This is a genomic window from Sphingobacterium corticibacter (assembly GCF_003076635.1).
In the GTDB taxonomy this organism is placed as follows: Bacteria; Bacteroidota; Bacteroidia; order Sphingobacteriales; family Sphingobacteriaceae; genus Sphingobacterium; species Sphingobacterium corticibacter.
Genome location: NZ_QDKG01000002.1, coordinates 569253 through 589765, shown reverse-complemented (window position 1 = coordinate 589765; position 20513 = coordinate 569253). Strand labels below are relative to the sequence as shown.

The following is a 20513-nucleotide window of genomic DNA, read 5'->3' as shown; positions in this document are numbered from 1 at the left end:
AGCTTCCTAACCGCATTTCCCGTAGAGAATTTTACCATTCCGAGAAATTATCGATACCTTTAGCCTATAACCTATTGACATGATGAAACACCTATTCTTAATAGCCCTATTGTTTGTTTGCACTACGCTACATGGTATCGCGCAAGAACTTCCCCAAGTATTGGTTTTTTCGAAAACCAAGGGATTTCGACATGACAGCATTGAGAAAGGTGCAGAAGCTATTCAGAAACTCGGACGTGAGCATGGATTTAGCGTATATCACACAGAAGATGCAGGCGTTTTCACGGACGATCAACTCCAAAAATATAAAGCAATTGTATTTTTAAGTACCACAGGCGATATCTTAAACCCGGAACAACAAGCTGCCTTCGAACGGTTTATACAAGCTGGAAATGGCTTTGTCGGCATTCATGCCGCTAGCGATACGGAATACGATTGGCCGTGGTACGGCAAGATGGTCGGCGGCTATTTCGCCAGTCATCCAGAAGTACAAACTGCGGATATTCATGTGCATGATCACAGCCATTTAGCTACTCAGCATTTGCCAGAAATCTGGAAGCATAAAGACGAATGGTATGATTTCAAAGATTTAAATCCAGCCGTCAACCTGTTGATGACGATCGACGAGAAAAGTTACAAAGGTGGCAAAATGGGAGACTATCATCCCGTTTCTTGGCATCATACTTATGACGGCGGCCGTGCTTTCTACACAGCTTTGGGGCATACTAAAGAAACCTATGATGACGCTGACTTTCTGCAACATATCGCTGGTGGCATTACGTATGCGCTTGGGAAACCGGCGAACAAATAATCGCCCAAGCGGTGTTTACCACATTGATTGGCCTTTTATTTTTCTCTATTTTTGCTGTCGATGAAATATTGCTCGATCGCTTCTGGAAGTAATGGTAACTGTTATTATGTCGCTAAAGATGATAGCGCGGTACTTATCGATGTCGGGATCAATAACAAACACATGCACTTACGCATGGGCCAATTGGGCATTTTGCCAACACAGGTGAAAGCCATCTTTATCACACATGAGCATACCGACCATATTTGTGGATTGTCGGTATTTGCCAAAAAATATGACCTTCCGATTTACATGACGCAAGGCACTTTAGACGGCAGCAAATTGCGCTTACCAGAGCATCTGGTGCGCATTATTAAAACCAATGAACGTGTGCGTATCGGCGGATTAGAGATCATTGGGATTCCCAAATATCATGACGCCAAAGAACCTTGCAGTTTTGTGGTGTCTGATGGCAAAAATAATATCGGAATATTGACCGACCTCGGCCATGCTTGCGATAATGTGAAGCACGTGGTGCAACATGTCGACGTGTTGCTGCTAGAAAGCAATTATGATGAGGAAATGTTGCAAAAAGGACGTTATAGCTATTATCTGAAGAATAGGATTCGTGGCGGCATGGGACACATCTCCAATGCCATGGCATTGGCTTTATTTCTGGAAAAACGTACAGATCGCCTAAAACATTTGATTTTAGGCCACCTTTCTGGGCAGAATAATACGGTGGAAAAAGTGCTGGAAACATTTGCTCCGCATTGCACAGATATTACTTTGTCTATCGCAACTAGATATGAATCTTCGGCTATTTTCGATCTGGCAGATTTGCAATCGGCTACACCAGCCATCATGGCAGAGATGTCAGCCCCGATCATGCGCGAAGTGGTATAAAAAAAGCGCCTGATGGTTCATCAGACGCTTTTGGCTTTATATTAATTATTATATTATACTAGTTTTGGCGTGGCTCCAGACCTTTGGCCACTAAAGCTTCCACATATTCACGAACAGATTCGTTGGAGAAACGAGAAGTTACATCAAATGCAAATGCATGTACTAATAAGGTACGTGCTGATTCTTCACCAATTCCTCTTGCACGCAGATAGAACAAGGCTTGATCGTCAAACTGACCCATCGTACAACCGTGTGAACACTTTACATCATCGGCGAAGATTTCCAACTGCGGCTTGGTATACACCGTAGATTTATCCCCAATCAACATATTGTTGTTCTGCTGGAAAGCATTGGTTTTCTGCGCATCTTCGCGCACGAAAATCTTTCCATTAAAAACTGCTGTAGAATCGTCTTGTGGAATATTTTTGTACCATTCATAGGACTCACAGTGTGGCTTCATGTGGTCGACAATGGTATGATTGTCTACCAATTGCTTATCGGCCAAAAGGTTGATGCCGTACAAATGAGACTCAACTTGCTCATCATCCAAGCGTACGTTGATATTATTACGTACGAAAGTTGCACCTGGGAAATTACAGTTGTAGTTATTGTACAAACTGTGCTTATTCTGGTATACTTCTGTATGGTTGATGTAGTTGCTCGATGCATCCGAGATCTGCAAATAGTAATGTTGCATTTTCGCATTCTCTTCAAGCACGATCTCCGTCACCTTGTTATGTAGGTTTTTTGCTGTACCTGCCAACGTGATGAACGACTCGATGATTTCTACTTCCGCATTTGCACCTGCTACAATTAGATTTCTTGTTTGCGCAAAAAATGCTTCTGTCCCTGTTGCTACATGTACCAAATGAATGGGTTTATTCACAACGGCATTGCGCTTCACTTCAATAAACACACCCGCGGTGTACAATGCGGTGTTCAGATACACCAAAGCATTATCCGTTTTGTCAGCATGTTGCGCAAAATGACGGGTAAATTGCGGATCGTTCGCAGCATCCTCAATTGGTTTTACTACCAAGCCATCTTCCTCTTCTAAGCTCGAAAAAGCGACTGTATACTGGCCATTGACCAATACCAAACGGTGTGCATCCAATGCTGGAATATCTGCTTGGCTTAAATCAAGATCGGCCACATCCACATCGCTGTTTAGCACATAAGGTGCTTGAACCAGACTGTGAATATTGGTATACTTCCAATCTTCATTTTTGACCGTAGGAAACCCTGCCTGCTCAAACTTTGCAAACGCTTCCTGACGAATAGCCGCTAATGCAGCCGGCTCATCGATCTTCTCCAAATCATGGAAAGTCGTTGTCAATTGTTGAAACAGAGATTCTGCTGTTATTGTACTCATATTTTTTGTTGTCAATACACTCATAACCTTCCCTCTCTTTTCCTTATTAGGCGGTCTGCGTATCTAATTCTTTTAACCAATCGTATCCTTTTTCTTCCAATTCCAAAGCCAATTCTTTCGGCCCAGTTTTTACAATGCGACCATTGTACAATACGTGTACGAAATCTGGCACGATGTAATCCAACAAACGTTGGTAGTGTGTGATCACGACGAATGCATTGTTTTCCGAACGTAATTGGTTTACGCCATTTGCTACGATACGCAATGCATCAATATCCAAACCTGAATCTGTTTCGTCCAAAATAGATAATTTAGGATTTAGCATCGCCAATTGAAAGATCTCATTGCGTTTCTTCTCGCCACCGGAGAAGCCTTCATTCAAGGATCTATTGGTCAATTTCGCGGAGAACTCTACTAATTGTTGTTTATCCTTCACTAACTGCAAAAACTCTTTCGCTTCCAACGTTGGCAAGCCTTTGTATTCACGAATATCATTTAGAGCCGTTTTCAAGAAGTTGATGTTTGAAACACCTGGAATCTCCACTGGGTACTGGAAAGCTAAAAACAAGCCTTCACGAGCACGATCTTCTGGCGAAAGATCCAATAAATCTACGCCATCTAGCAAAGCTGTACCGTCCGTTACATCATAAGATTCACGACCCGCCAATACATTTCCTAACGTACTTTTACCAGCGCCATTTGGCCCCATGATCGCGTGCACTTCACCCGCTTTCACTTCTAGATTTAATCCCTTTAATATGTTTTTATCCTCTACTGAGGCGTGCAAATTCTCAATCTTTAACATGCTATTTATTATTTGTTCTTCCAGCATACGCGCGTAGCGCTATCGCTAGAGTAGTGTATTACTTTTTGTGCTTATCCTACTGATCCTTCTAGCGATATCGCTAATAATTTCTGTGCTTCTACCGCAAATTCCATCGGAAGTTGGTTTAATACTTCCTTGGCATATCCATTTACGATTAGCCCAACAGCTTTCTCTGGATCAATACCGCGCTGATTCAAGTAAAACACTTGATCTTCACCAATTTTGGAAGTAGTGGCTTCGTGCTCTAATTTGGCCGATTTATTTTTACTCTCAATGTATGGGAAAGTGTGCGCTCCACAGCGGTCACCAATAAGCAATGAATCACACTGTGTGAAGTTACGCGCTTGATCCGCATTCGGACCGATCTTCACCAAACCTCTATAACTATTATGACTCAATCCAGCAGAGATACCTTTAGAAATGATTTTCGACTTGGTATTTTTACCTAAGTGAATCATTTTGGTTCCCGTATCTGCCACCTGACGGTTACGTGTCATCGCCACGGAGTAGAATTCGCCCACGCTATTGTCACCTTTCAAGATCACACCCGGATATTTCCACGTGATCGCTGATCCTGTTTCTACCTGCGTCCAAGAGATTTTGGAGTTATCGCCTTTACAGATACCACGTTTGGTTACGAAGTTCAAGATACCACCTTTACCATCTTTATCACCAGGATACCAGTTTTGTACGGTAGAATATTTGATCTCTGCATCTTTCATCGCGATCAATTCAACGACGGCAGCGTGCAATTGATTTTCATCACGCATTGGCGCAGTACAACCTTCTAAATACGAAACGTAAGACCCTTCATCGGCTACGATTAACGTACGCTCAAACTGACCTGTATTCTGCGCATTGATACGGAAGTAGGTCGAAAGCTCCATTGGACAACGTACGCCTTTCGGAATGTAGACAAAAGAACCGTCGGAAAATACCGCCGAGTTCAATGCCGCATAAATATTATCGGTTTGTGGCACTACGGTACCCAAATATTGTTTCACCAATTCTGGATACTCTTGTACCGCCTCGCCGAAAGAGCAAAAGATGACGCCTTTCTCTTTCAGTTTTTCACGAAAAGTTGTTTTTACAGACACGGAGTCGAATACCGCATCTACTGCAACGACACCAGCTAACACTTTCTGTTCATCTAATGGGATACCTAATTTGGCAAATGTAGATAGCAATTCTGGATCTACTTCATCCAGACTATTCAATTGCTTCTTAGGCTTAGGTGCTGCATAGTACGAAAGATCTTGAAAATCCACATCGGGATTGTCAAAATTTTGCCAAGTCGGCATTTCTAATGTTTGAAAATGGCGAAATGCTTTTAAACGCCATTCCAATAGCCATTCTGGCTCATTTTTCTTCGCAGAAATTAAGCGTACAGTATCTTCGTTAAGACCTTTTGGCGCGATCTCCATATCAATATCGGTCGTAAACCCATATTTATATTCCTCGTGCTCAAGTTCTTTAAGTAATTCGTCGTCTTTGGTACTCATATCTCTTTCACCTTTTTAAGCAACACTAGGTTGCTCTATTTTCAATTTGCAAATTTAGCACTTTAATAGGAATAACGCACTATCGACACTGGGCAATTATGGAGATATTATCAAAAAGTAGCCGATTCATTATGTAGTGAAATTTCAAGAAATCAACAAGATAAAGCCTTATGGATCAAATAGCTCAGAAATTACATTGAAATTAACCTCAGGAGGCGGTTGTGCTACAAATTAAAATATTGCACTATGTTTACTTAGTGTAAAAATACGGTGGCAAATAAAATATTGTATATTTACATTTCACAAAATTTTATTGCAATGCCTTACCAGCCTGACAAGACGGATCTTAAAATATTAAAACTGTTGCAAGAGAATGGGCGTATCACCAATTTACAGCTCGCAACGAGTATTGGTCTTTCTCCCGCACCTACATTGGAACGCGTTCGTAAGTTGGAAAACTCTGGTTTTATCAAAAGCTATCATGCTTTTGTGGACGAAGAAAAATTAGGCTTGGGCATCAAATCATTTATACAAATTTCACTCGACTTTCATACGCAGGATGCCATTCCAAAGTTTGTAGACGCTGTGCTGCAAATACCAGAGGTTACAGAATGCCATCACGTAACGGGAAATTGCGATTTTATATTGAAAGTCTACGTTCGTGATATTAAAGCCTACGAAGGCGTGATCATGGAGAAAATCACCAAGATCCCTTATGTGAAAACATTTCAGACTATGGTAATCATGTCTACCAGTAAAAAACAACCCATCGTACCTCTACAATATTAAGCCGAAGAACTGTATGCATACATTTGACGATCTTGCCATCATACTTACCTGGCCCGATGCTACCATTCGTGGCGACGAAAAGTGGATGATGTTTTTCAAGAAAATTGGATTAGTCAAAAACCTAAACTTCAAGGTTGGCCACACTGGAATAGTCTTGGTAGAAAGAGCTACGGGCAATATGCGATTTTACGATTTTGGCCGTTACATATCTCCCCGTGGATATGGTCGTGCACGCTCTCAAGAATCTGACCCTCGATTGGCGATTGACCTAAAAGCGCAGATTAGCGAAGGTCAGATTACCAACTTAGAGGAGATTGTACATTACTTCGAAACCTTGAAAAGCGCGATGTATGGCGAAGGGCAATTGTACTTTTCTGTGGCAGAAAACATCAATTTTGCATTGGCTAAGCTATTTGGGGATTCTTGGGTCGAGAAAGGTACTTACCCGTATGGTGCAGTAGCTCGCCACAACAATAACTGCTCTCGATTCATCACTCGAATGTTGATCAAATCTTCTAAAAAATACCATTACTGGCATGGTATCAATCTACCGGAAACTATCAAAGCAAGCCCGATTAGCAATGTGGTCAATGCCGTGCACAATCGCATGATCTATTCGTTTTGCCCGACAGAAGGTCTTCAATATTTTCACATGAATCGTTGGAAATCATTTTGGTTTTTGATTAAGCAACTAGGTGATAATGTTTCTCAGAAAAAATCGGACCTCTTGCCTAACGATCAGATAATTGGTGCGGTAGATTTTAGATCCAAACCGATCACGATTCCTAAAGAAGCTACGTATCTTGGTGGCGTGGGTGATGGCGCATGGTACTCAGTAACTCGGGCAGAAAATGATCGTCAATTTATCATCAAGCGGTTTACTACCCAAGGCGAATTAGAGTATGTGGTACGAGGTGAAGCAAGCGTAGCGATCCAAACAGATGTGCCTTGGCGCGTGGTGTACGACAGCCATCTGCTATTTACACATATTGAGCAGAATGACATCAAAATACGCATTAACCATATCAAGCAGCTAGAAATAGACGATTTCAAGTTCGAAATCGTCAAAGAGTTGTACGCATAATTCCTTCTTGATTATACCTGCCAATCAATCGGCTGCTTTCCTTGTTGCGCAAGATAGACATTGGTCTGTGAGAATGGTTTCGAACCAAAAAAACCACGATAAACGGATAATGGCGAAGGGTGTACCGATGTCAATATCAAATGCTTTGTTTGATCAATAAGCGCCGACTTCTTGATCGCATAACTCCCCCAAAGTATAAAAACCACACCAGCACATTGCTGAGAAATAGACTGTATAACCGAATCTGTAAACTGCTCCCAACCTTTCTTTTGGTGCGAGGCAGCTTCATGTGCACGCACCGTCAATGTGGCGTTGAGTAACAAAACACCTTGCTCTGCCCATTTGGTCAGATCTCCACTTTGCGGATATTTAAAACCAGGAATATCATCCACCAGCTCTGTGTAAATATTCTTCAACGAAGGTGGAATGGCAACGCCAACAGGCACCGAAAAAGATAAGCCATGTGCTTGCCCGATATTATGGTAAGGATCTTGCCCGAGGATGACGACTTTGACTTCGGGCAATGGCGTCAAACGAAAAGCATTGAACACCAAGTCTTCTGGAGGAAAAACATTAGCTCTTTGTCTCTCTTGCTGTACAAATTGCGACAAGGTGCGCATCATCGGTTGCTCAAACAAGGGTTGAAATACGGAATCCCAACTTTCGTGGTATCTTTTGGACATATCCAAATGTACAATTTTCGTTTAATTGTGGCATACAATTGGATACCTCTATTAATTATCGGATATTTGCATAAAAAAGAAATTAAGAAATTATATGTCGAATTTAATACGCATTATCATAGCCAGTCTATTTGTCATTGGCACCGCTACCTTATTCTGGTTTGGGATGTGGGGATGGGGAATATTAGCTGTTTTAGTAACGATCTTGACTTGGGTAACCGTATTTTTCAACGAAAAAATGTTGCTTGCGCAGTGGCACCTACGCAAAGAGAATATGCCTAAAGCAGAGCTTTGGCTAAAGAAAATCAAGAACTTTGAGAAAGAATTAGTACCGGCTCAACATGGTTATTACCACATGTTATTGGGATTGATCGAATCACAAAAAGCACCATTACAGGCGGAGAAATTTTTTAAGAAAGCACTTTCTTTGGGCTTACATATGGATCACAACGTAGCGCTTGCCAAGTTGAGTTTGGCCGGCATTGCGATGGCGAAGCGCGATAAGCGTGGGGCTGAGAAATTGCTTTCGGAAGCAAAAAGAGCCGACAAAAACAAATTGCTCGATGAGCAGATAAAAATGATGAAATCGCAGATGACGATGATGGATAAACAGCAGTTCCGCTACTCCAGATAATCGCGATTTCAGCAATATCTATAGTCGAACCGTGATTTGCCTAAAGCGACCAGGTTCCCTACTATCTTCAAAAACAATCTTAACGCCCTGCGGAAGGCCGTTTTCTTTTTTCCACCCCGCCACCTTGAATTGCAAAGAGACAGGTACATCCATTGATAAGATATGGTTCAGGTAATTTTGTCGATCATCGATATGAATGCGTACTCGCCCCATCTGTATCTGCGTATACAGGATATCATTATCTTTTTTATCTACAAGCGTAGAAGCATAGGTATTCATTTTGAATTCTCGCTGCTGACGTAGTGAAGAGATCACAAACAGATCAACAACGGCGGTATCCTTGTTCATCTTGACAGAACGCACATCAAACTGCAAATCATCTAACAACAAGACTGTAGTATCTTCTTGTGCTGCGAGAAAAAGGGGTAGACTGAAAACTAGAAAAACAACTATTTTCTTAAACATAGGTAGCGTACTGAAAAATTATTAAAAGGGGATTACCGAAGGCGATCTGCTGATTTGATCAACTTCTCATCATTACGGATAGCTCCCAAAGCCATCGATAGAAAAATGATGGATACTGGCAAAAGGAAGAAGCCGATTCCAATATTGTTCGCACTTAGGTACTGATTGTTGGCAGACAACACATTATTGGCACTTACATACATCCATACTGCGAACAATACGATCAGCACCAATTGCAGGTAAATGAATCTGACCTGACGCTTCCTATCCTTGAAGAGGAATATCAGTACAATAGGCATCACGGCAATAAACACTGCGACAATACTTTGCAGGATAAAACTCTCTTGCTTGACGGCCTCGTTATTGACCGAGGTGTAGATTCCAGAAACATAAATTTGCTTACCTAACCCCACGAGGTCAATATAATTCACATACGGAAACAAAAATAGAGTCGTCAATACTAAACCTGAAAGCAAAAGCCAAACGGATTGAATACGTTGTATCATAATAGCGCGAACATTTTATTACTATGCGGACAAATATACTATTAAACAGGTGTAATTACGTTTGGTTTGATAAACTATTACTTGCTAGAAATATTCTTAGCCTCTATCCAGCGCGACATATATTTCTTGGCTGCATACTGCTCTTGCGCCAAGATTCGACCGATCATATTTTGATTTCGATGCAACGTAATATTTTCAGATAGGTCTGTAATTTGTTGCATAAATAGCATTTGCGCCGGATCATCGGCCATCAGATTGCTTAAAGCCGTTGGGATCAGCGCTTGCTTTTCCAACCAATAAACCTCATTCTTATACAGTTTCATCGTTTCAGAAACAAAATTTTCCAATGAATCCCTTACTGCCCCGGGCCAAATTTCTGGATTCATACCTTCTGCACCAACGCTCGAAGTGATAGATGGCGTGCCCGTGATCATGGCATCAACGAACTTTCCTTTCTGTCCGGCACCGAATGGAATCGGCGCCAACAACAAACGATACGATTGGATCGTCTGCCGCGCATTACCCGCGCGACCTTTGATCAAAAAACCTTCTTGTGGTCGGTGAAGCTGTTCTACTTTTTGCGAAGCATACGCTCCATAAATGTGTAATTCTGCCTTCGGCAATGCCTTACGGATCTCTGGCCAATAGGTCTTTTTGAGCTCTTCTACCGTCTTCCAGTTGGGCTCGTGCAAAAAGTTACCTATAAAAATGAGGTTTTTTCGTTCTTTAAAAGTTGGCAATGATGCGCTATCTGCTTCGTTCGTTTTTTCTGCAAAGAAAGGCAGATAATACAATAAGGATTCGTGGACTCGGAATTGGTCGACCAACAACTCATACTCGCTGCGCGAAATAATCAGCGATAGATCACAGCGATAAATGGCCGCCAGTTCGCGCATCGCCGTAGGCGAATACAACAACTCATCAGACCAGGAGATCTGCTGGCGATAGGCTTCTTGACGCGCCAAACGCAGGAAATGCAAATCTTCTGTATCTAAAATGCGAAGCGCTTGTGGACAATTCTCGGCTACACGCCAACCAAATTGTTCTTCGATCATAAAGCGATCAAAAACCACGACATCGGGATTCAGCTCCCGCAACAAATTATCAAAAGAGCTATCATTGAGCAAAATGGAATGACACGCGATTCCCATTTCCTCCAAAGGATGACTATGCGGAGATAGCGCTGCAGCAGAAGCAAAGTGCACTTCATCGTACTGTTTTAGAAATAACTCCAATAGTTGCAACATCCGCCAGCCGGCGGCAGAAGAGGTCGGTTCAGGCCATACTTGGCCAATCACAAATAGCTTGGTACGGGGCATCGCGCAAGTTAGGATATTTAAACGGCGTGTTTTTAATTTTCGTAATTTTGTACAAACGAACAGAGCAATGTTAGGATTAAAACTACTGACAGATCCACGCTGGGCCAACGTGGCGGAGTCCAATCTCGAAGAAATATTGACAGACCACGCGTGGTGTGAGCAAAAAGCAGCTTCGAATGCGATCTCACTCATCACGCAAAACTGCGAATACGAGGACCTCGTGCATGAGCTTACCGCAATCGCAATCGAAGAGATGGAGCACTTTCAGATGGTGATCGACATCATCAAAGAACGGGGCTACACATTAGGACGCGAGCGCAAAGATGATTATGTGGGTCGTTTGATGAAGTTTTCTAAAAAGGATGGATCCAGAAATCAAGCTTTTATTGATCGCTTGCTTTTTGCGGCCATGATCGAAGCGCGCAGCTGCGAACGTTTCCGCGTCTTGTCTAAGAATCTGCAAGACGAGAAATTGGCCAAATTTTATCATGAACTGATGGTTTCCGAAGCCAATCATTATACCACTTTTCTCAACTTCGCTCGGAAATACACTGAAGGCACGGATGTCGATAAACGTTGGCAAGAGTGGCTTACATTTGAAGGAGAGCTGATTCAGAGCTACGGCACAAAAGAGCAAATACACGGTTAGTACGCATTTAAAAATACGACAACGCATGGAATTAGGCATAGGCATGTTTGGCGATCTACAGATCGATCAAAAAACGGGCGCAATACAAGCACCGCAACAACGATTACACGAAATTATCGAAGAGATCAAACTGATGGACGAAGTCGGGTTGGACTTTTTCGGCATGGGCGAACACCATCGACCGGACTACGCAGTCGCTTCACCTGAGATTATTTTGGCAGCAGCATCTACTGTGACCAAGCGTATAAAATTAGGTAGCGCTGTTTCGGTCATTAGCTCCAGTGATCCAGTCAAATTATATCAGGATTTTGCAACGGTCGATTTATTGTCCAATGGACGTGCCGAACTGATGGCCGGACGCGGATCGTTTATCGAATCCTTCCCATTGTATGGTTATGATCTGAAAGATTACAGCTCGCTATTTACGGAGAAGCTGAACCTGCTCTTGCAGATTAATAATAATGAAACGGTGAACTGGACGGGTAAGCACCGTGCTTCGTTGATCAATCAGGAGATTTACCCTCGCGCAGTCAAAAAACTGCCTATTTGGGTAGCTGTAGGTGGCACGACAGAATCCGTGATTCGCGCAGGAAAATTGGGTTTGCCGGTGATGTTTGCCATTATAGGCGGCACGTATGCGAGTTTCCAATCCTTGTTTGAAGTGTATCAACAAGCTTATACCGACAGCGGCCATGATATGGCCAATTTCCAAGTCGGCGTACATATGCATGCTTTCTTTGGCGAGAACTCCAAGGCGATTGCAGAATGGTATTATCCATTTTATGCAGCGCAAATGAATCGCGTAGGTGCATCGCGTGGCTGGCCGCCGTACCAACGCTCGCAATATGATTTTGGCCGTGCCAAACATGGTCATCTTTTGGTGGGCGAAGCCAATGAGATGATCGCTAAAATCTTAGAAATTCAAGAATCTTTTGGCCTGACACGATTTGCTGCACACATGGATGTCGGCAGCCCAGATCACGCGCAGATGATGAAGTCTATCGAGATCTACGGTACGCAGATCATTCCAAAGGTGAAAGCGGCTTTATCAAAATAAAATACTAGGAAAAATCAGCGTAGCATACTATAGTCAACTTGGTATTCCACGCTGATTTTGCATATTCATTGCCATAATATCGCATCAGAACCTTATCACCACTTTTTATTAGCACAGCTTCATGGCCATTACGATGCGTATCCCTTCCTTGCGGAATATCAATTTTAAAAATGAAACCCTAGCTGGCCTCACGGTGGCCATGACGATGATTCCCGAATCGCTTTCATTCGCGATTTTGGCTGGCCTTTCGCCATTGACAGGTTTGTATGCGGCATTCCTGATGGGATTAGTCACCGCTTTATTAGGCGGCAGGCCAGCCATGGTTTCCGGCGGAGCCGGAGCCACCGTAGTCACCTTAATCGCACTGGCATCTACGCACGGCGTGGAATATCTCTTTGCTGCCGTTGTGTTGGCAGGAATATTACAATTTGCAGTCGGACTTTTTAAATTAGGCAAATTTGTACGGTTGATTCCGCAACCGGTCATGTATGGCTTTCTTAATGGATTAGCCATTATTATCTTTTTATCCCAGGTGGAGCAATTCAAAGTTTCAGGTAGTTCTGGCGAATGGATGAGCGGTACACCATTGTACACCATGCTTGGTTTGACTTTGTTGACCATCGCGATTGTAATCGGATTACCAAAATTGACAAAAGCTGTTCCGGCATCACTTATCGCCATATTAGTGGTGTTCGGTATAGTCACCTATTTCGGAATCGACACCAAAAAAGTGATTGATATTGCTTCGGTTAGTGGTTCATTGCCTAGCTTTCATATGCCACAGATTCCATTTACGTTAGATACGCTAAAACTCATCTTTCCTTATGCACTCGTGATGGCGGGTGTAGGATTGATCGAGTCGTTGCTTACGCTGAATATGGTAGACGAGATAACGGACACCAAGGGAAAAGCCAATCGGGAATCCATGGCGCAGGGAACAGCCAACGTGGTGAATGGATTTTTCGGCGGCATGGGCGGCTGTGCCATGGTCGCACAAACTTTGGTCAATATCAATGCGGGAGCGAAGACTTATATTTCTTCTTTTATAGCGGCGATCACTATTTTATTTGTCATCCTAGTGGGCAGCCCGGTGATCGAAATGATTCCGATGGCGGCATTGGTTGGTGTGATGATGATGGTGGCGATTTCGACGTTCGAATGGCTCAGCTTTCGCATTATCAACAAGTTCCCGAAGTCCGACATATTTGTCGGCATACTCGTCGCTATCATCACGGTTTTACTGCACAACCTAGCCTTGGCGGTACTCATTGGTGTGGTCATCTCGGCATTAGTTTTTGCTTGGGATAATGCGAAGCGTATCCGCGCACGAAAATATGTGGATGATGCAGGTGTAAAACATTACGAGATTTACGGACCGCTATTCTTCGGTTCTACGACTGCATTTTTAGAAAAGTTTGACGTCAATGAAGATCCTGATCGTATCGTGGTTGACTTCAAGGAAAGCCGCGTGGTAGACATGTCAGCCATAGATGCGCTGCACAAAATTACCGCGCGCTACGCCAAAATCGGCAAGAAAGTTCATCTACGGTCGCTTAGCGAAGATAGTGCTCATTTGCTTGGTAATGCGGCTGGCATTGTAGAAGTCAACGTCATGGAAGACCCGACATACAAGGTGATGCCGAAGGATTAGGCATCTTTCAAGGTTATGCCTTTAGATACTCACTTTTACGCAGTTCATACAGATAATTGAAGCGCGAAGGTTCGCCATAATACGACATTTCCAGTTCGGCTACTTTTGTTGCGCCGAGCCTTGTCACGGCGATTTGAGAACGAAGATTATCGGCACCCACATGGAATCTGACGGTATCTACGAAAGGAAATATATAATCCAGCATCATCCTTTTTACCACAGGATTTATTCCTTTGCCCCAATAAGCAGTTGCATAAAAGGTATACCCAACGAATATGCTTTTATTTCCAGCATCATAATCGTAATACCGCGTGCTCCCGATAATCTTTCCGGTTTGCTTTTCGATGATTAGAAATGCACTGCCACTCTTCATCGCTCCTTCAAAGAAATTTAGAAAAACATCTCTCTGCCAGCGGTTCTTATTAGGATGCCCTGCCCAGATTGCTGGATCACTCGCCGTAGCGTATAAATCCTCGAAATCTGTTTCTTCCAGTGGTCGTAATACGACCAAATCATTTTCTAATGTTGGTTGTAAATCTAAAGGCATCGTTCTATACATTTTATTCTTTCCACTTCAACTTCTTTTGTTTCATAGCATCTTGCCAGCCATACGGGAAGATGGCTAAATCATTTTCTTCCAACAACACGATCTTCTCTCTGACAGCATCTTGTATAGATATTGGCAAATGATAAAAGGTAGCATCGACTGTTGTCATCCTTTCATCGTCTAGTACTCCATTTTGATGCCTGATCCCAATCTTTTGTGCTTTACCACAAATCAAAATCTTGATACGACCATCATCATAACCATTGAGTGCTGAGGTTCCATAAACCAAGATAGGCTCTATAATACCATCGTTATCATGATCTCCGAAATCTACAAATTTTGTCCAGATTCTTATAAAGGTTTCTTCCTCTTTGATTTGATCATTGACTTCCCACAGCCTTCGTAACTGACCACGTTCTTCGAGCAGGTGAAGCACTTTTATTTTCGTACTCACCGTATCTCCATCGGCAGTGATCAAATCATTACTTTCTGTCATGACAGAATAATTCGTGCCCGTTACATCCGTGTATCTATATACCCGAAAAATAGGATAGGTAATACCCAGCGATTGGCAGATGGAATCATTCAATAGCGATTTCGTTTCTGCTACGCTCACGATAGTTGTATGCACACGGTTTGTTTGTGAAAATGATTGACCAGAACATAACAGAAAAGCAAAACCAATCAATAATAGACGCATAAATAATAGATTCTTCAAAGCAAGTAATATCATTAAATATACCTATTTTACCGTATGCAAGTACTGTCCACTTTATTATATTTTCTCGTACAACATTCTGTGATCGCCTTTTTAGTGATTAATTTGATTGGTTTGCTGCTCGTGATCTGGAGATTCAAGATCAGTATTTTGGCATTTACCTTTGTCCTATCAATAGCCAACTTTTTTGCGGGGAATATCTTGAATGCGTGGTTTCTGGCCAAGTTTGGCACTGACGCAACCGCAATCATTACCTCAGCAGAACAAACCAGTTCGATGATGAATGAGCAATACATCTGGGAGTACGGCGTCGTAATGAAAACGGCCGAAGGCAAAGCGGTAGAAAGTCAATTTTCCACCAGTAATGTTTCCATTTACCCGATCCGTAACAGCATCTTGATCCCAGCGCAGAATCAGGAATTTGTCGTTCGGTACATTCCGGGTTACGAAAAGAATATTGTGATCATGTCTGACGAATCTGAATATGGCAAGCGTCGTATTAGCAACGACAACCTGAAGGTGGTGGAGAAGGAGAAAACAAAGTATGATTTCAGCCCAGAAACGGACGAGTTTCGTAAAAGCTACATCAACGCGATGAAGCAGTATATCGACAATCCAGAGAATGACCTAGATTCGGCAAACATCAATAAGTTTAAAGCTATAATTAGCCATTTGCGGCCGTAACACTTTTCCGCTCGCCAGACTTAACTACTTCTAAATTCGGTTTAATCGTTAGAAAAGCATTTTCAAAAACACTTTTTTTCGACTATATTGGTTTTTATTTCGTAATATTTAATCATAAATATTAGGATATTTCTTAATCCAGTTCAATTTCTGGCGTGGATGAATCACATAACTTTGTATAAACAACAAAGGAGAAAACATGGAAAATAAGATATTAGGACTGCATCATATCACAGCAATAGCCAATCAAGCGAAAAGGAACTTAGACTTTTATACCGGCGTATTGGGCGTTCGTTTGGTAAAAAAAACAGTCAATTTTGATGACCCAGGTACGTATCATTTCTATTTCGGAAATGAAAGCGGTACGCCAGGTACCATACTTACTTTCTTCCCTTGGGAAGGGATCGGAAAAGGTGTCAACGGATCAGGACAAGCCACGCATATAGGTTACGCAATCAACCCCGAAGCTTACGATTTTTGGAGAAACAGATTAACGACTAATGACATATCATTTGAGGAAACTGAAATATTCGGTGAAAAAACACTGTCTTTCACAGATCCAGATGGGCTGCAGTTGCAATTCATTGTCCCCAAAAAAGCAGATAATCGTACCGCTTGGAAAACAGATGAAATTTCTACTGAAAATGGTCTGAAAGGTTTTCATAACGTCACCTTGACGCTCAAAAATGCCGATCCAACGATCAAAGTTCTGACAGATATTTTGGGATATCGCACCGAAGCGCAAGCAGGAAATCGCTTCCGATTATCTACGGATGCCATAGAAACAGCTAATATCGTGGACATCATTGCCGACGAAACGATTCCTTACGGACGAGGTGCAGCTGGAACGAATCATCATATTGCGTTTCGTGTAAAAGATGATAACATCTTGATGGACTTTCGTGAAAAAGTTCTATCTGCTGGCTTACAAATAACGCCAAAGATCGATCGCGATTACTTTTATTCCCTATATTTCCGCGAACCAGGAGGTGTACTTTTTGAATTAGCCACCGACAATCCAGGATTTACCAAAGATGAAGCATTAGCTGAATTAGGTCGAGATCTCAAATTACCGAAACAATACGAAGGGATCAGAAACGATATTGAAGAAAATTTACCAAAATTATAAATATCATTATGGAAAGAACTGAAGTAGTATTAGATGAAAAAAATGGCGGAGAGATCCAACTATTTTCCGACGATAAGAAAGCCGGCAAAATGGACATAGCCATTTCCAGAGATTTGCTTCGCATATTTCACACAGAAGTAAGAGATGAATATGCTGGCAAAGGGTTTTCTAAATTGTTGCTCGACAAACTGGTATCATTCGCTCGCGAAAATAGTTTAAAGATTATCCCGATTTGTCCTTTTGTAAATGCACAGTTCAAAAAACGTCCCGAAGAATTTGAAGATGTTTGGTACAAACGATAAAAATCTTAAATGATACATAATTTAGCTATTACAACATCTGGTGTGCCATTGGATAATGCGGAGAAAGCGTTGATCATGTTGCACGGCCGCGGCGGTTCAGCACAGGATATACTGAGTCTGTCGCAGCATTTGAATGTATCAGACTTTGCACTATTAGCTCCCCAGGCTACCAATCACACTTGGTATCCGTATTCGTTTATTGCTCCTGTCGATCAAAACGAACCATATTTGAGCTCGGCTCTAAATAATGTGGAACAAACTGTTCAACAGGCTTTATATAGCGGTATCAAAGCCGAAAACATGTACTTTTTCGGCTTTTCGCAGGGCGCTTGTTTGACCTTGGAATTTCTGGTTAGAAATGGGCAACGTTATGGCGGAGCTGTGGCGATTATCGGTGGAGTGATCGGCAAAGAAATAGATCGCAGCAACTATAAAGGTGATTTCGCAAAAACCCCGATATTTATCGGAACAAGCAACCCCGATATGCACGTTCCTTTGGAACGGGTACATGCTTCCGCCAGTATATTGACCGAAATGAACGCCGATGTCACGGTGAAAGTATATGATAATTTTGGACACTCCATCAACCAAGAAGAGATTGATTGGGCTAACAAATTGGTTTTTAGATAAGATCAAGTTGTCCAATTCTTCTGGGCAAGTAAACATTTTGCCGTTATCAAAAACTGTCCCGCAGCAAATGCTGCCAGCTATCTGATTGGGATTATTTGTTTTCTAGCTATATTTAGCACGTATTATCACATAGCGCAGCTGCTATTGAGCTTTGCTAGATAAAGACAGAAACAGATATTCGTAAAATCAGATGGCTATGTTTGAAAATATTATCAAGAATGTAAGTAAATGGATCGCGCTGACTGACAAAGAAAAGTCGACATTTACCGAACTCTTGGAAAGCAGAACTGTTCCGAATAAAACGATCCTGCTGCGAGCAGGAGAAATCTGTCAGTTTGAAGGATATATCAGCAAAGGATGTGTGCGTATCTATTACTTGGATGAGAAAGGTGCAGAGGTTATTTTATCTTTTGCTGTGGAAGACTGGTGGGTGAGTGATATTGCATCTTTTCATGAACGAAAACCGTCCAATTTCTATATTGAAACGATGGAAGAAACGGAAATGCTTATCCTGACTCCGAAAACCAAAGAAGAGCTGCTTTCAACCATACCAAAATTCGAACGCGTTTTTCGAATGTTGGTACAACGAAATCTTTCTACGGTGCAAAATAGATTGATCAATACGATTTCAAAAACGGCAACCGAGCGTTATCTGGATTTCATCAAACTATATCCAACCGTACCTTTGCGCGTTCCTCAGTATTATATTGCGTCGTATCTGGGTATTTCTCCCGAGTTCGTTAGTAAAATTAGAAAGCGATTGGCTGCTAAGTAATCAATCGCTTTCTGCGGTTACATATTCTGCGGGAATTCATCTTTCCACTGGGTAACTCTCCAACTGACCTCCTCTTTCGTAGTTAATAGACAGGCCTCTAGCTCAGTCAAACATTTTTCCTTATCCAAATTCTGACCGATAAATACCAATTCGTTTTTGCGATCTTCCCACGCTGGATGCCAGCGCGCCAGCAAATCATTTCTAATATCTGCATAATCGGGATATTGATAGCGTACTTCTTCGGGCATACTACTCCACCAAGATCCCGCATTTTCTAATCTAAGGCTACCGCCAGCTTGACTAAAACTAATAGCCGCATCAGGTCGTGAGGCTAACCAGAAAAGTCCTTTCGCGCGGATCACGTTGTTTGGATAATTTTCATTCAGGTACGTATGCCAGCGCTCGGGGTGAAATGGCTTTTGCGACCGAAATACAAAAGAGGAAATGCCATATTCCTCCGTTTCGGGTGTATGATCATTCTCTAACTCTTTTATCCAGCCAGCAGAGGACGATGCTACTTCAAAATCAAAAGCACCTGTACCAATGATATCTTGCGGCTTTACTTGTCCAAATTGCGTACGAATTGTTTTTGCATCGGGATTTAGTTTTTTGATCGCCGCTTCCAACACACCGAGTGTTTCATCAGAAACCAGATCTGATTTATTGAGCACAATTACATTAGCGAACTCAATCTGGTCGGTGAGCAGATTGACTATTGTCCTATTATCAAAATCATCATCCGTCAGCGCGCGATCGGTCAAAGTTTCGGCGCTGCCGAAATCATTAAAAAAGTTATAACAGTCCACCACCGTTACCATGGTATCGATGTAGCTAAAGGAAGAAAGATCTATATTATTACTAGGATCCACATAACTGAATGTCTGTGCAACAGGTACGGGTTCTGATATTCCGGTACTTTCGATGAGCAGATAATCAAAGCGATCTTCTTTGGCCAAACGTTCCACTTCGACCATCAGATCCTCCCGCAAAGTGCAACAGATACAGCCATTGCTCATCTCCACCAATTTCTCTTCGGTTCTTGAGAGCAAATTCTCCCGTTCTACCGTCTGCGCGTCTACATTTACCTCACTCATATCGTTGACGATCACAGCCACTTTAAGATTATCCTTATTGTGCAAAATATGATTCAACAAGGTAGTCTTACCTGCTCCCAAAAAGCCACTTAGCACCGTTACTGGTAGTTTCTTATTCATATTCCCAATTTATTTACACACTTAATTCGTTCTTTTTCTCTTCGACAACACGAGTAAACCACGCTATGATATGCTGCAAATGGTCGGCACCGTAGCGGGCAATGAATCGTTGCGTTTCTGGCAGTTTTTCATTTTTATAAATAGCCAAACGCTGCTCGGCAAATTGCCGCGTTAATGGAATTCCACACTTTTGTTCTATGCAGATTTTCCATTCTTCAAAATTCTGTGGAATGATCGCCATATACGCTTCTTTTCATCAAAGATATAATAAAATATTAAAA

The 20513-nt window shown here is 42.2% G+C and carries 24 protein-coding genes; 13 read left to right on the top strand and 11 right to left on the bottom strand.

Annotated features, from left to right (window positions below):
* Positions 1–79 precede the first annotated feature (79 nt).
* Complete coding sequence (locus DC487_RS08610) at positions 80–811, top strand: ThuA domain-containing protein (protein ID WP_239016347.1); 732 nt, start codon at positions 80–82, stop codon at positions 809–811.
* Positions 812–871: 60 nt separating this feature from the next.
* Positions 872–1696 (top strand): MBL fold metallo-hydrolase, encoded by an 825-nt coding sequence (locus tag DC487_RS08605; protein ID WP_116775535.1) that lies wholly within the window; start codon positions 872–874, stop codon positions 1694–1696.
* A gap of 58 nt (positions 1697–1754) precedes the next feature.
* Here DC487_RS08605 and sufD read toward each other — a convergent pair whose 3' ends face one another.
* The 3 genes from sufD to sufB all read right to left on the bottom strand — a co-directional run bounded on the left by sufD (position 1755) and on the right by sufB (position 5396).
* On the bottom strand, positions 1755–3068 hold the full coding sequence (gene sufD, locus DC487_RS08600; RefSeq protein WP_116775534.1) for a Fe-S cluster assembly protein SufD: 1314 nt from the start codon (positions 3066–3068) through the stop codon (positions 1755–1757).
* A gap of 46 nt (positions 3069–3114) precedes the next feature.
* The gene (gene sufC, locus DC487_RS08595) at positions 3115–3873 is read right to left on the bottom strand and encodes a Fe-S cluster assembly ATPase SufC (protein WP_116775609.1); all 759 of its coding nucleotides are present in this window, start codon (positions 3871–3873) and stop codon (positions 3115–3117) included.
* A 71-nt stretch (positions 3874–3944) separates the two neighbouring features.
* Positions 3945–5396 (bottom strand): Fe-S cluster assembly protein SufB, encoded by a 1452-nt coding sequence (gene sufB / locus DC487_RS08590; RefSeq protein WP_066755883.1) that lies wholly within the window; start codon positions 5394–5396, stop codon positions 3945–3947.
* A gap of 318 nt (positions 5397–5714) precedes the next feature.
* On the opposite strand from sufB, the gene DC487_RS08585 reads away from it, so the two are divergent.
* Positions 5715–6185, top strand: a complete 471-nt coding sequence (locus tag DC487_RS08585; protein ID WP_116775608.1) for an Lrp/AsnC family transcriptional regulator — start codon at positions 5715–5717, stop codon at positions 6183–6185.
* A 13-nt stretch (positions 6186–6198) separates the two neighbouring features.
* Positions 6199–7269 carry a DUF6695 family protein gene (locus tag DC487_RS08580; RefSeq protein ID WP_116775533.1) on the top strand — a complete coding sequence of 357 codons (1071 nt, stop codon included), beginning with the start codon at positions 6199–6201 and terminating at the stop codon, positions 7267–7269.
* 11 nt (positions 7270–7280) lie between these two features.
* On the opposite strand, the gene ung is transcribed toward DC487_RS08580, so the two are convergent.
* Positions 7281–7952 (bottom strand): uracil-DNA glycosylase, encoded by a 672-nt coding sequence (ung, locus tag DC487_RS08575; RefSeq protein WP_116775532.1) that lies wholly within the window; start codon positions 7950–7952, stop codon positions 7281–7283.
* Positions 7953–8046: 94 nt separating this feature from the next.
* Here ung and DC487_RS08570 point away from each other — a divergent pair, with 94 nt between their 5' ends.
* Positions 8047–8586 carry a tetratricopeptide repeat protein gene (locus DC487_RS08570; RefSeq protein WP_116775531.1) on the top strand — a complete coding sequence of 180 codons (540 nt, stop codon included), beginning with the start codon at positions 8047–8049 and terminating at the stop codon, positions 8584–8586.
* An 18-nt stretch (positions 8587–8604) separates the two neighbouring features.
* On the opposite strand, the gene DC487_RS08565 is transcribed toward DC487_RS08570, so the two are convergent.
* The 3 genes from DC487_RS08565 to DC487_RS08555 all read right to left on the bottom strand — a co-directional run bounded on the left by DC487_RS08565 (position 8605) and on the right by DC487_RS08555 (position 10876).
* The gene (locus DC487_RS08565; protein ID WP_116775530.1) at positions 8605–9051 is read right to left on the bottom strand and encodes a hypothetical protein; all 447 of its coding nucleotides are present in this window, start codon (positions 9049–9051) and stop codon (positions 8605–8607) included.
* A 32-nt stretch (positions 9052–9083) separates the two neighbouring features.
* On the bottom strand, positions 9084–9557 hold the full coding sequence (locus tag DC487_RS08560) for a DUF4293 domain-containing protein (RefSeq protein ID WP_116775529.1): 474 nt from the start codon (positions 9555–9557) through the stop codon (positions 9084–9086).
* Between the two features lie 77 nt (positions 9558–9634).
* Entirely contained in the window at positions 9635–10876 is a 1242-nt protein-coding gene (locus DC487_RS08555) for a glycosyltransferase (protein ID WP_116775528.1), read from the bottom strand.
* A 67-nt stretch (positions 10877–10943) separates the two neighbouring features.
* On the opposite strand from DC487_RS08555, the gene miaE reads away from it, so the two are divergent.
* The 3 genes from miaE to DC487_RS08540 all read left to right on the top strand — a co-directional run bounded on the left by miaE (position 10944) and on the right by DC487_RS08540 (position 14233).
* Positions 10944–11525 (top strand): tRNA-(ms[2]io[6]A)-hydroxylase, encoded by a 582-nt coding sequence (gene miaE, locus DC487_RS08550; RefSeq protein WP_116775527.1) that lies wholly within the window; start codon positions 10944–10946, stop codon positions 11523–11525.
* 25 nt (positions 11526–11550) lie between these two features.
* The gene (locus tag DC487_RS08545) at positions 11551–12582 is read left to right on the top strand and encodes an Atu2307/SP_0267 family LLM class monooxygenase (protein ID WP_116775526.1); all 1032 of its coding nucleotides are present in this window, start codon (positions 11551–11553) and stop codon (positions 12580–12582) included.
* Between the two features lie 121 nt (positions 12583–12703).
* The gene (locus tag DC487_RS08540) at positions 12704–14233 is read left to right on the top strand and encodes a SulP family inorganic anion transporter (protein WP_207774342.1); all 1530 of its coding nucleotides are present in this window, start codon (positions 12704–12706) and stop codon (positions 14231–14233) included.
* Positions 14234–14246: 13 nt separating this feature from the next.
* Here DC487_RS08540 and DC487_RS08535 read toward each other — a convergent pair whose 3' ends face one another.
* Together DC487_RS08535 and DC487_RS08530 are read right to left on the bottom strand one after the other, a co-directional pair.
* A complete protein-coding gene (locus tag DC487_RS08535; RefSeq protein WP_116775606.1) occupies positions 14247–14780 on the bottom strand; it encodes a GNAT family N-acetyltransferase in 534 nt (177 codons plus the stop codon).
* 13 nt (positions 14781–14793) lie between these two features.
* Positions 14794–15480 (bottom strand): M949_RS01915 family surface polysaccharide biosynthesis protein, encoded by a 687-nt coding sequence (locus DC487_RS08530; RefSeq protein WP_133228472.1) that lies wholly within the window; start codon positions 15478–15480, stop codon positions 14794–14796.
* A 54-nt stretch (positions 15481–15534) separates the two neighbouring features.
* On the opposite strand from DC487_RS08530, the gene DC487_RS08525 reads away from it, so the two are divergent.
* The 5 genes from DC487_RS08525 (at position 15535) to DC487_RS08505 (ending at position 19018) form a co-directional block, all read left to right on the top strand.
* Positions 15535–16182, top strand: a complete 648-nt coding sequence (locus DC487_RS08525; RefSeq protein ID WP_116775524.1) for a hypothetical protein — start codon at positions 15535–15537, stop codon at positions 16180–16182.
* Positions 16183–16381: 199 nt separating this feature from the next.
* Positions 16382–17311, top strand: coding sequence for a ring-cleaving dioxygenase (locus tag DC487_RS08520; RefSeq protein WP_116775523.1), 930 nt, complete (start codon positions 16382–16384; stop codon positions 17309–17311).
* A gap of 8 nt (positions 17312–17319) precedes the next feature.
* A complete protein-coding gene (locus DC487_RS08515; protein ID WP_116775522.1) occupies positions 17320–17613 on the top strand; it encodes a GNAT family N-acetyltransferase in 294 nt (97 codons plus the stop codon).
* A gap of 9 nt (positions 17614–17622) precedes the next feature.
* Positions 17623–18243 (top strand): alpha/beta hydrolase, encoded by a 621-nt coding sequence (locus DC487_RS08510; RefSeq protein ID WP_116775521.1) that lies wholly within the window; start codon positions 17623–17625, stop codon positions 18241–18243.
* A 196-nt stretch (positions 18244–18439) separates the two neighbouring features.
* The gene (locus DC487_RS08505) at positions 18440–19018 is read left to right on the top strand and encodes a Crp/Fnr family transcriptional regulator (RefSeq protein ID WP_116775605.1); all 579 of its coding nucleotides are present in this window, start codon (positions 18440–18442) and stop codon (positions 19016–19018) included.
* 17 nt (positions 19019–19035) lie between these two features.
* Here DC487_RS08505 and DC487_RS08500 read toward each other — a convergent pair whose 3' ends face one another.
* Positions 19036–20232 carry a GTP-binding protein gene (locus DC487_RS08500; RefSeq protein WP_116775520.1) on the bottom strand — a complete coding sequence of 399 codons (1197 nt, stop codon included), beginning with the start codon at positions 20230–20232 and terminating at the stop codon, positions 19036–19038.
* Positions 20233–20245: 13 nt separating this feature from the next.
* The gene (locus DC487_RS08495) at positions 20246–20473 is read right to left on the bottom strand and encodes a hypothetical protein (protein WP_239016346.1); all 228 of its coding nucleotides are present in this window, start codon (positions 20471–20473) and stop codon (positions 20246–20248) included.
* Positions 20474–20513: the final 40 nt, after the last annotated feature.

What these genes read in the sequence shown, in the direction of transcription:
- DC487_RS08605 (WP_116775535.1), top strand. Translation starts at nt 872, where the DNA reads ATGAAATATTGCTCGATCGCTTCTGGAAGTAATGGTAACTGTTATTAT.
- DC487_RS08535 (WP_116775606.1), bottom strand. Translation starts at nt 14,780, where the DNA reads ATGCCTTTAGATTTACAACCAACATTAGAAAATGATTTGGTCGTATTA.
- DC487_RS08520 (WP_116775523.1), top strand. Translation starts at nt 16,382, where the DNA reads ATGGAAAATAAGATATTAGGACTGCATCATATCACAGCAATAGCCAAT.
- DC487_RS08560 (WP_116775529.1), bottom strand. Translation starts at nt 9,557, where the DNA reads ATGATACAACGTATTCAATCCGTTTGGCTTTTGCTTTCAGGTTTAGTA.
- sufC (WP_116775609.1), bottom strand. Translation starts at nt 3,873, where the DNA reads ATGTTAAAGATTGAGAATTTGCACGCCTCAGTAGAGGATAAAAACATA.
- DC487_RS08545 (WP_116775526.1), top strand. Translation starts at nt 11,551, where the DNA reads ATGGAATTAGGCATAGGCATGTTTGGCGATCTACAGATCGATCAAAAA.
- DC487_RS08530 (WP_133228472.1), bottom strand. Translation starts at nt 15,480, where the DNA reads ATGCGTCTATTATTGATTGGTTTTGCTTTTCTGTTATGTTCTGGTCAA.
- DC487_RS08495 (WP_239016346.1), bottom strand. Translation starts at nt 20,473, where the DNA reads ATGGCGATCATTCCACAGAATTTTGAAGAATGGAAAATCTGCATAGAA.
- DC487_RS08540 (WP_207774342.1), top strand. Translation starts at nt 12,704, where the DNA reads ATGGCCATTACGATGCGTATCCCTTCCTTGCGGAATATCAATTTTAAA.
- miaE (WP_116775527.1), top strand. Translation starts at nt 10,944, where the DNA reads ATGTTAGGATTAAAACTACTGACAGATCCACGCTGGGCCAACGTGGCG.
- DC487_RS08505 (WP_116775605.1), top strand. Translation starts at nt 18,440, where the DNA reads ATGTTTGAAAATATTATCAAGAATGTAAGTAAATGGATCGCGCTGACT.
- DC487_RS08525 (WP_116775524.1), top strand. Translation starts at nt 15,535, where the DNA reads ATGCAAGTACTGTCCACTTTATTATATTTTCTCGTACAACATTCTGTG.
- sufB (WP_066755883.1), bottom strand. Translation starts at nt 5,396, where the DNA reads ATGAGTACCAAAGACGACGAATTACTTAAAGAACTTGAGCACGAGGAA.
- DC487_RS08610 (WP_239016347.1), top strand. Translation starts at nt 80, where the DNA reads ATGATGAAACACCTATTCTTAATAGCCCTATTGTTTGTTTGCACTACG.
- DC487_RS08570 (WP_116775531.1), top strand. Translation starts at nt 8,047, where the DNA reads ATGTCGAATTTAATACGCATTATCATAGCCAGTCTATTTGTCATTGGC.
- DC487_RS08500 (WP_116775520.1), bottom strand. Translation starts at nt 20,232, where the DNA reads ATGAATAAGAAACTACCAGTAACGGTGCTAAGTGGCTTTTTGGGAGCA.
- ung (WP_116775532.1), bottom strand. Translation starts at nt 7,952, where the DNA reads ATGTCCAAAAGATACCACGAAAGTTGGGATTCCGTATTTCAACCCTTG.
- DC487_RS08585 (WP_116775608.1), top strand. Translation starts at nt 5,715, where the DNA reads ATGCCTTACCAGCCTGACAAGACGGATCTTAAAATATTAAAACTGTTG.
- sufD (WP_116775534.1), bottom strand. Translation starts at nt 3,068, where the DNA reads ATGAGTACAATAACAGCAGAATCTCTGTTTCAACAATTGACAACGACT.
- DC487_RS08565 (WP_116775530.1), bottom strand. Translation starts at nt 9,051, where the DNA reads ATGTTTAAGAAAATAGTTGTTTTTCTAGTTTTCAGTCTACCCCTTTTT.
- DC487_RS08555 (WP_116775528.1), bottom strand. Translation starts at nt 10,876, where the DNA reads ATGCCCCGTACCAAGCTATTTGTGATTGGCCAAGTATGGCCTGAACCG.
- DC487_RS08580 (WP_116775533.1), top strand. Translation starts at nt 6,199, where the DNA reads ATGCATACATTTGACGATCTTGCCATCATACTTACCTGGCCCGATGCT.
- DC487_RS08515 (WP_116775522.1), top strand. Translation starts at nt 17,320, where the DNA reads ATGGAAAGAACTGAAGTAGTATTAGATGAAAAAAATGGCGGAGAGATC.
- DC487_RS08510 (WP_116775521.1), top strand. Translation starts at nt 17,623, where the DNA reads ATGATACATAATTTAGCTATTACAACATCTGGTGTGCCATTGGATAAT.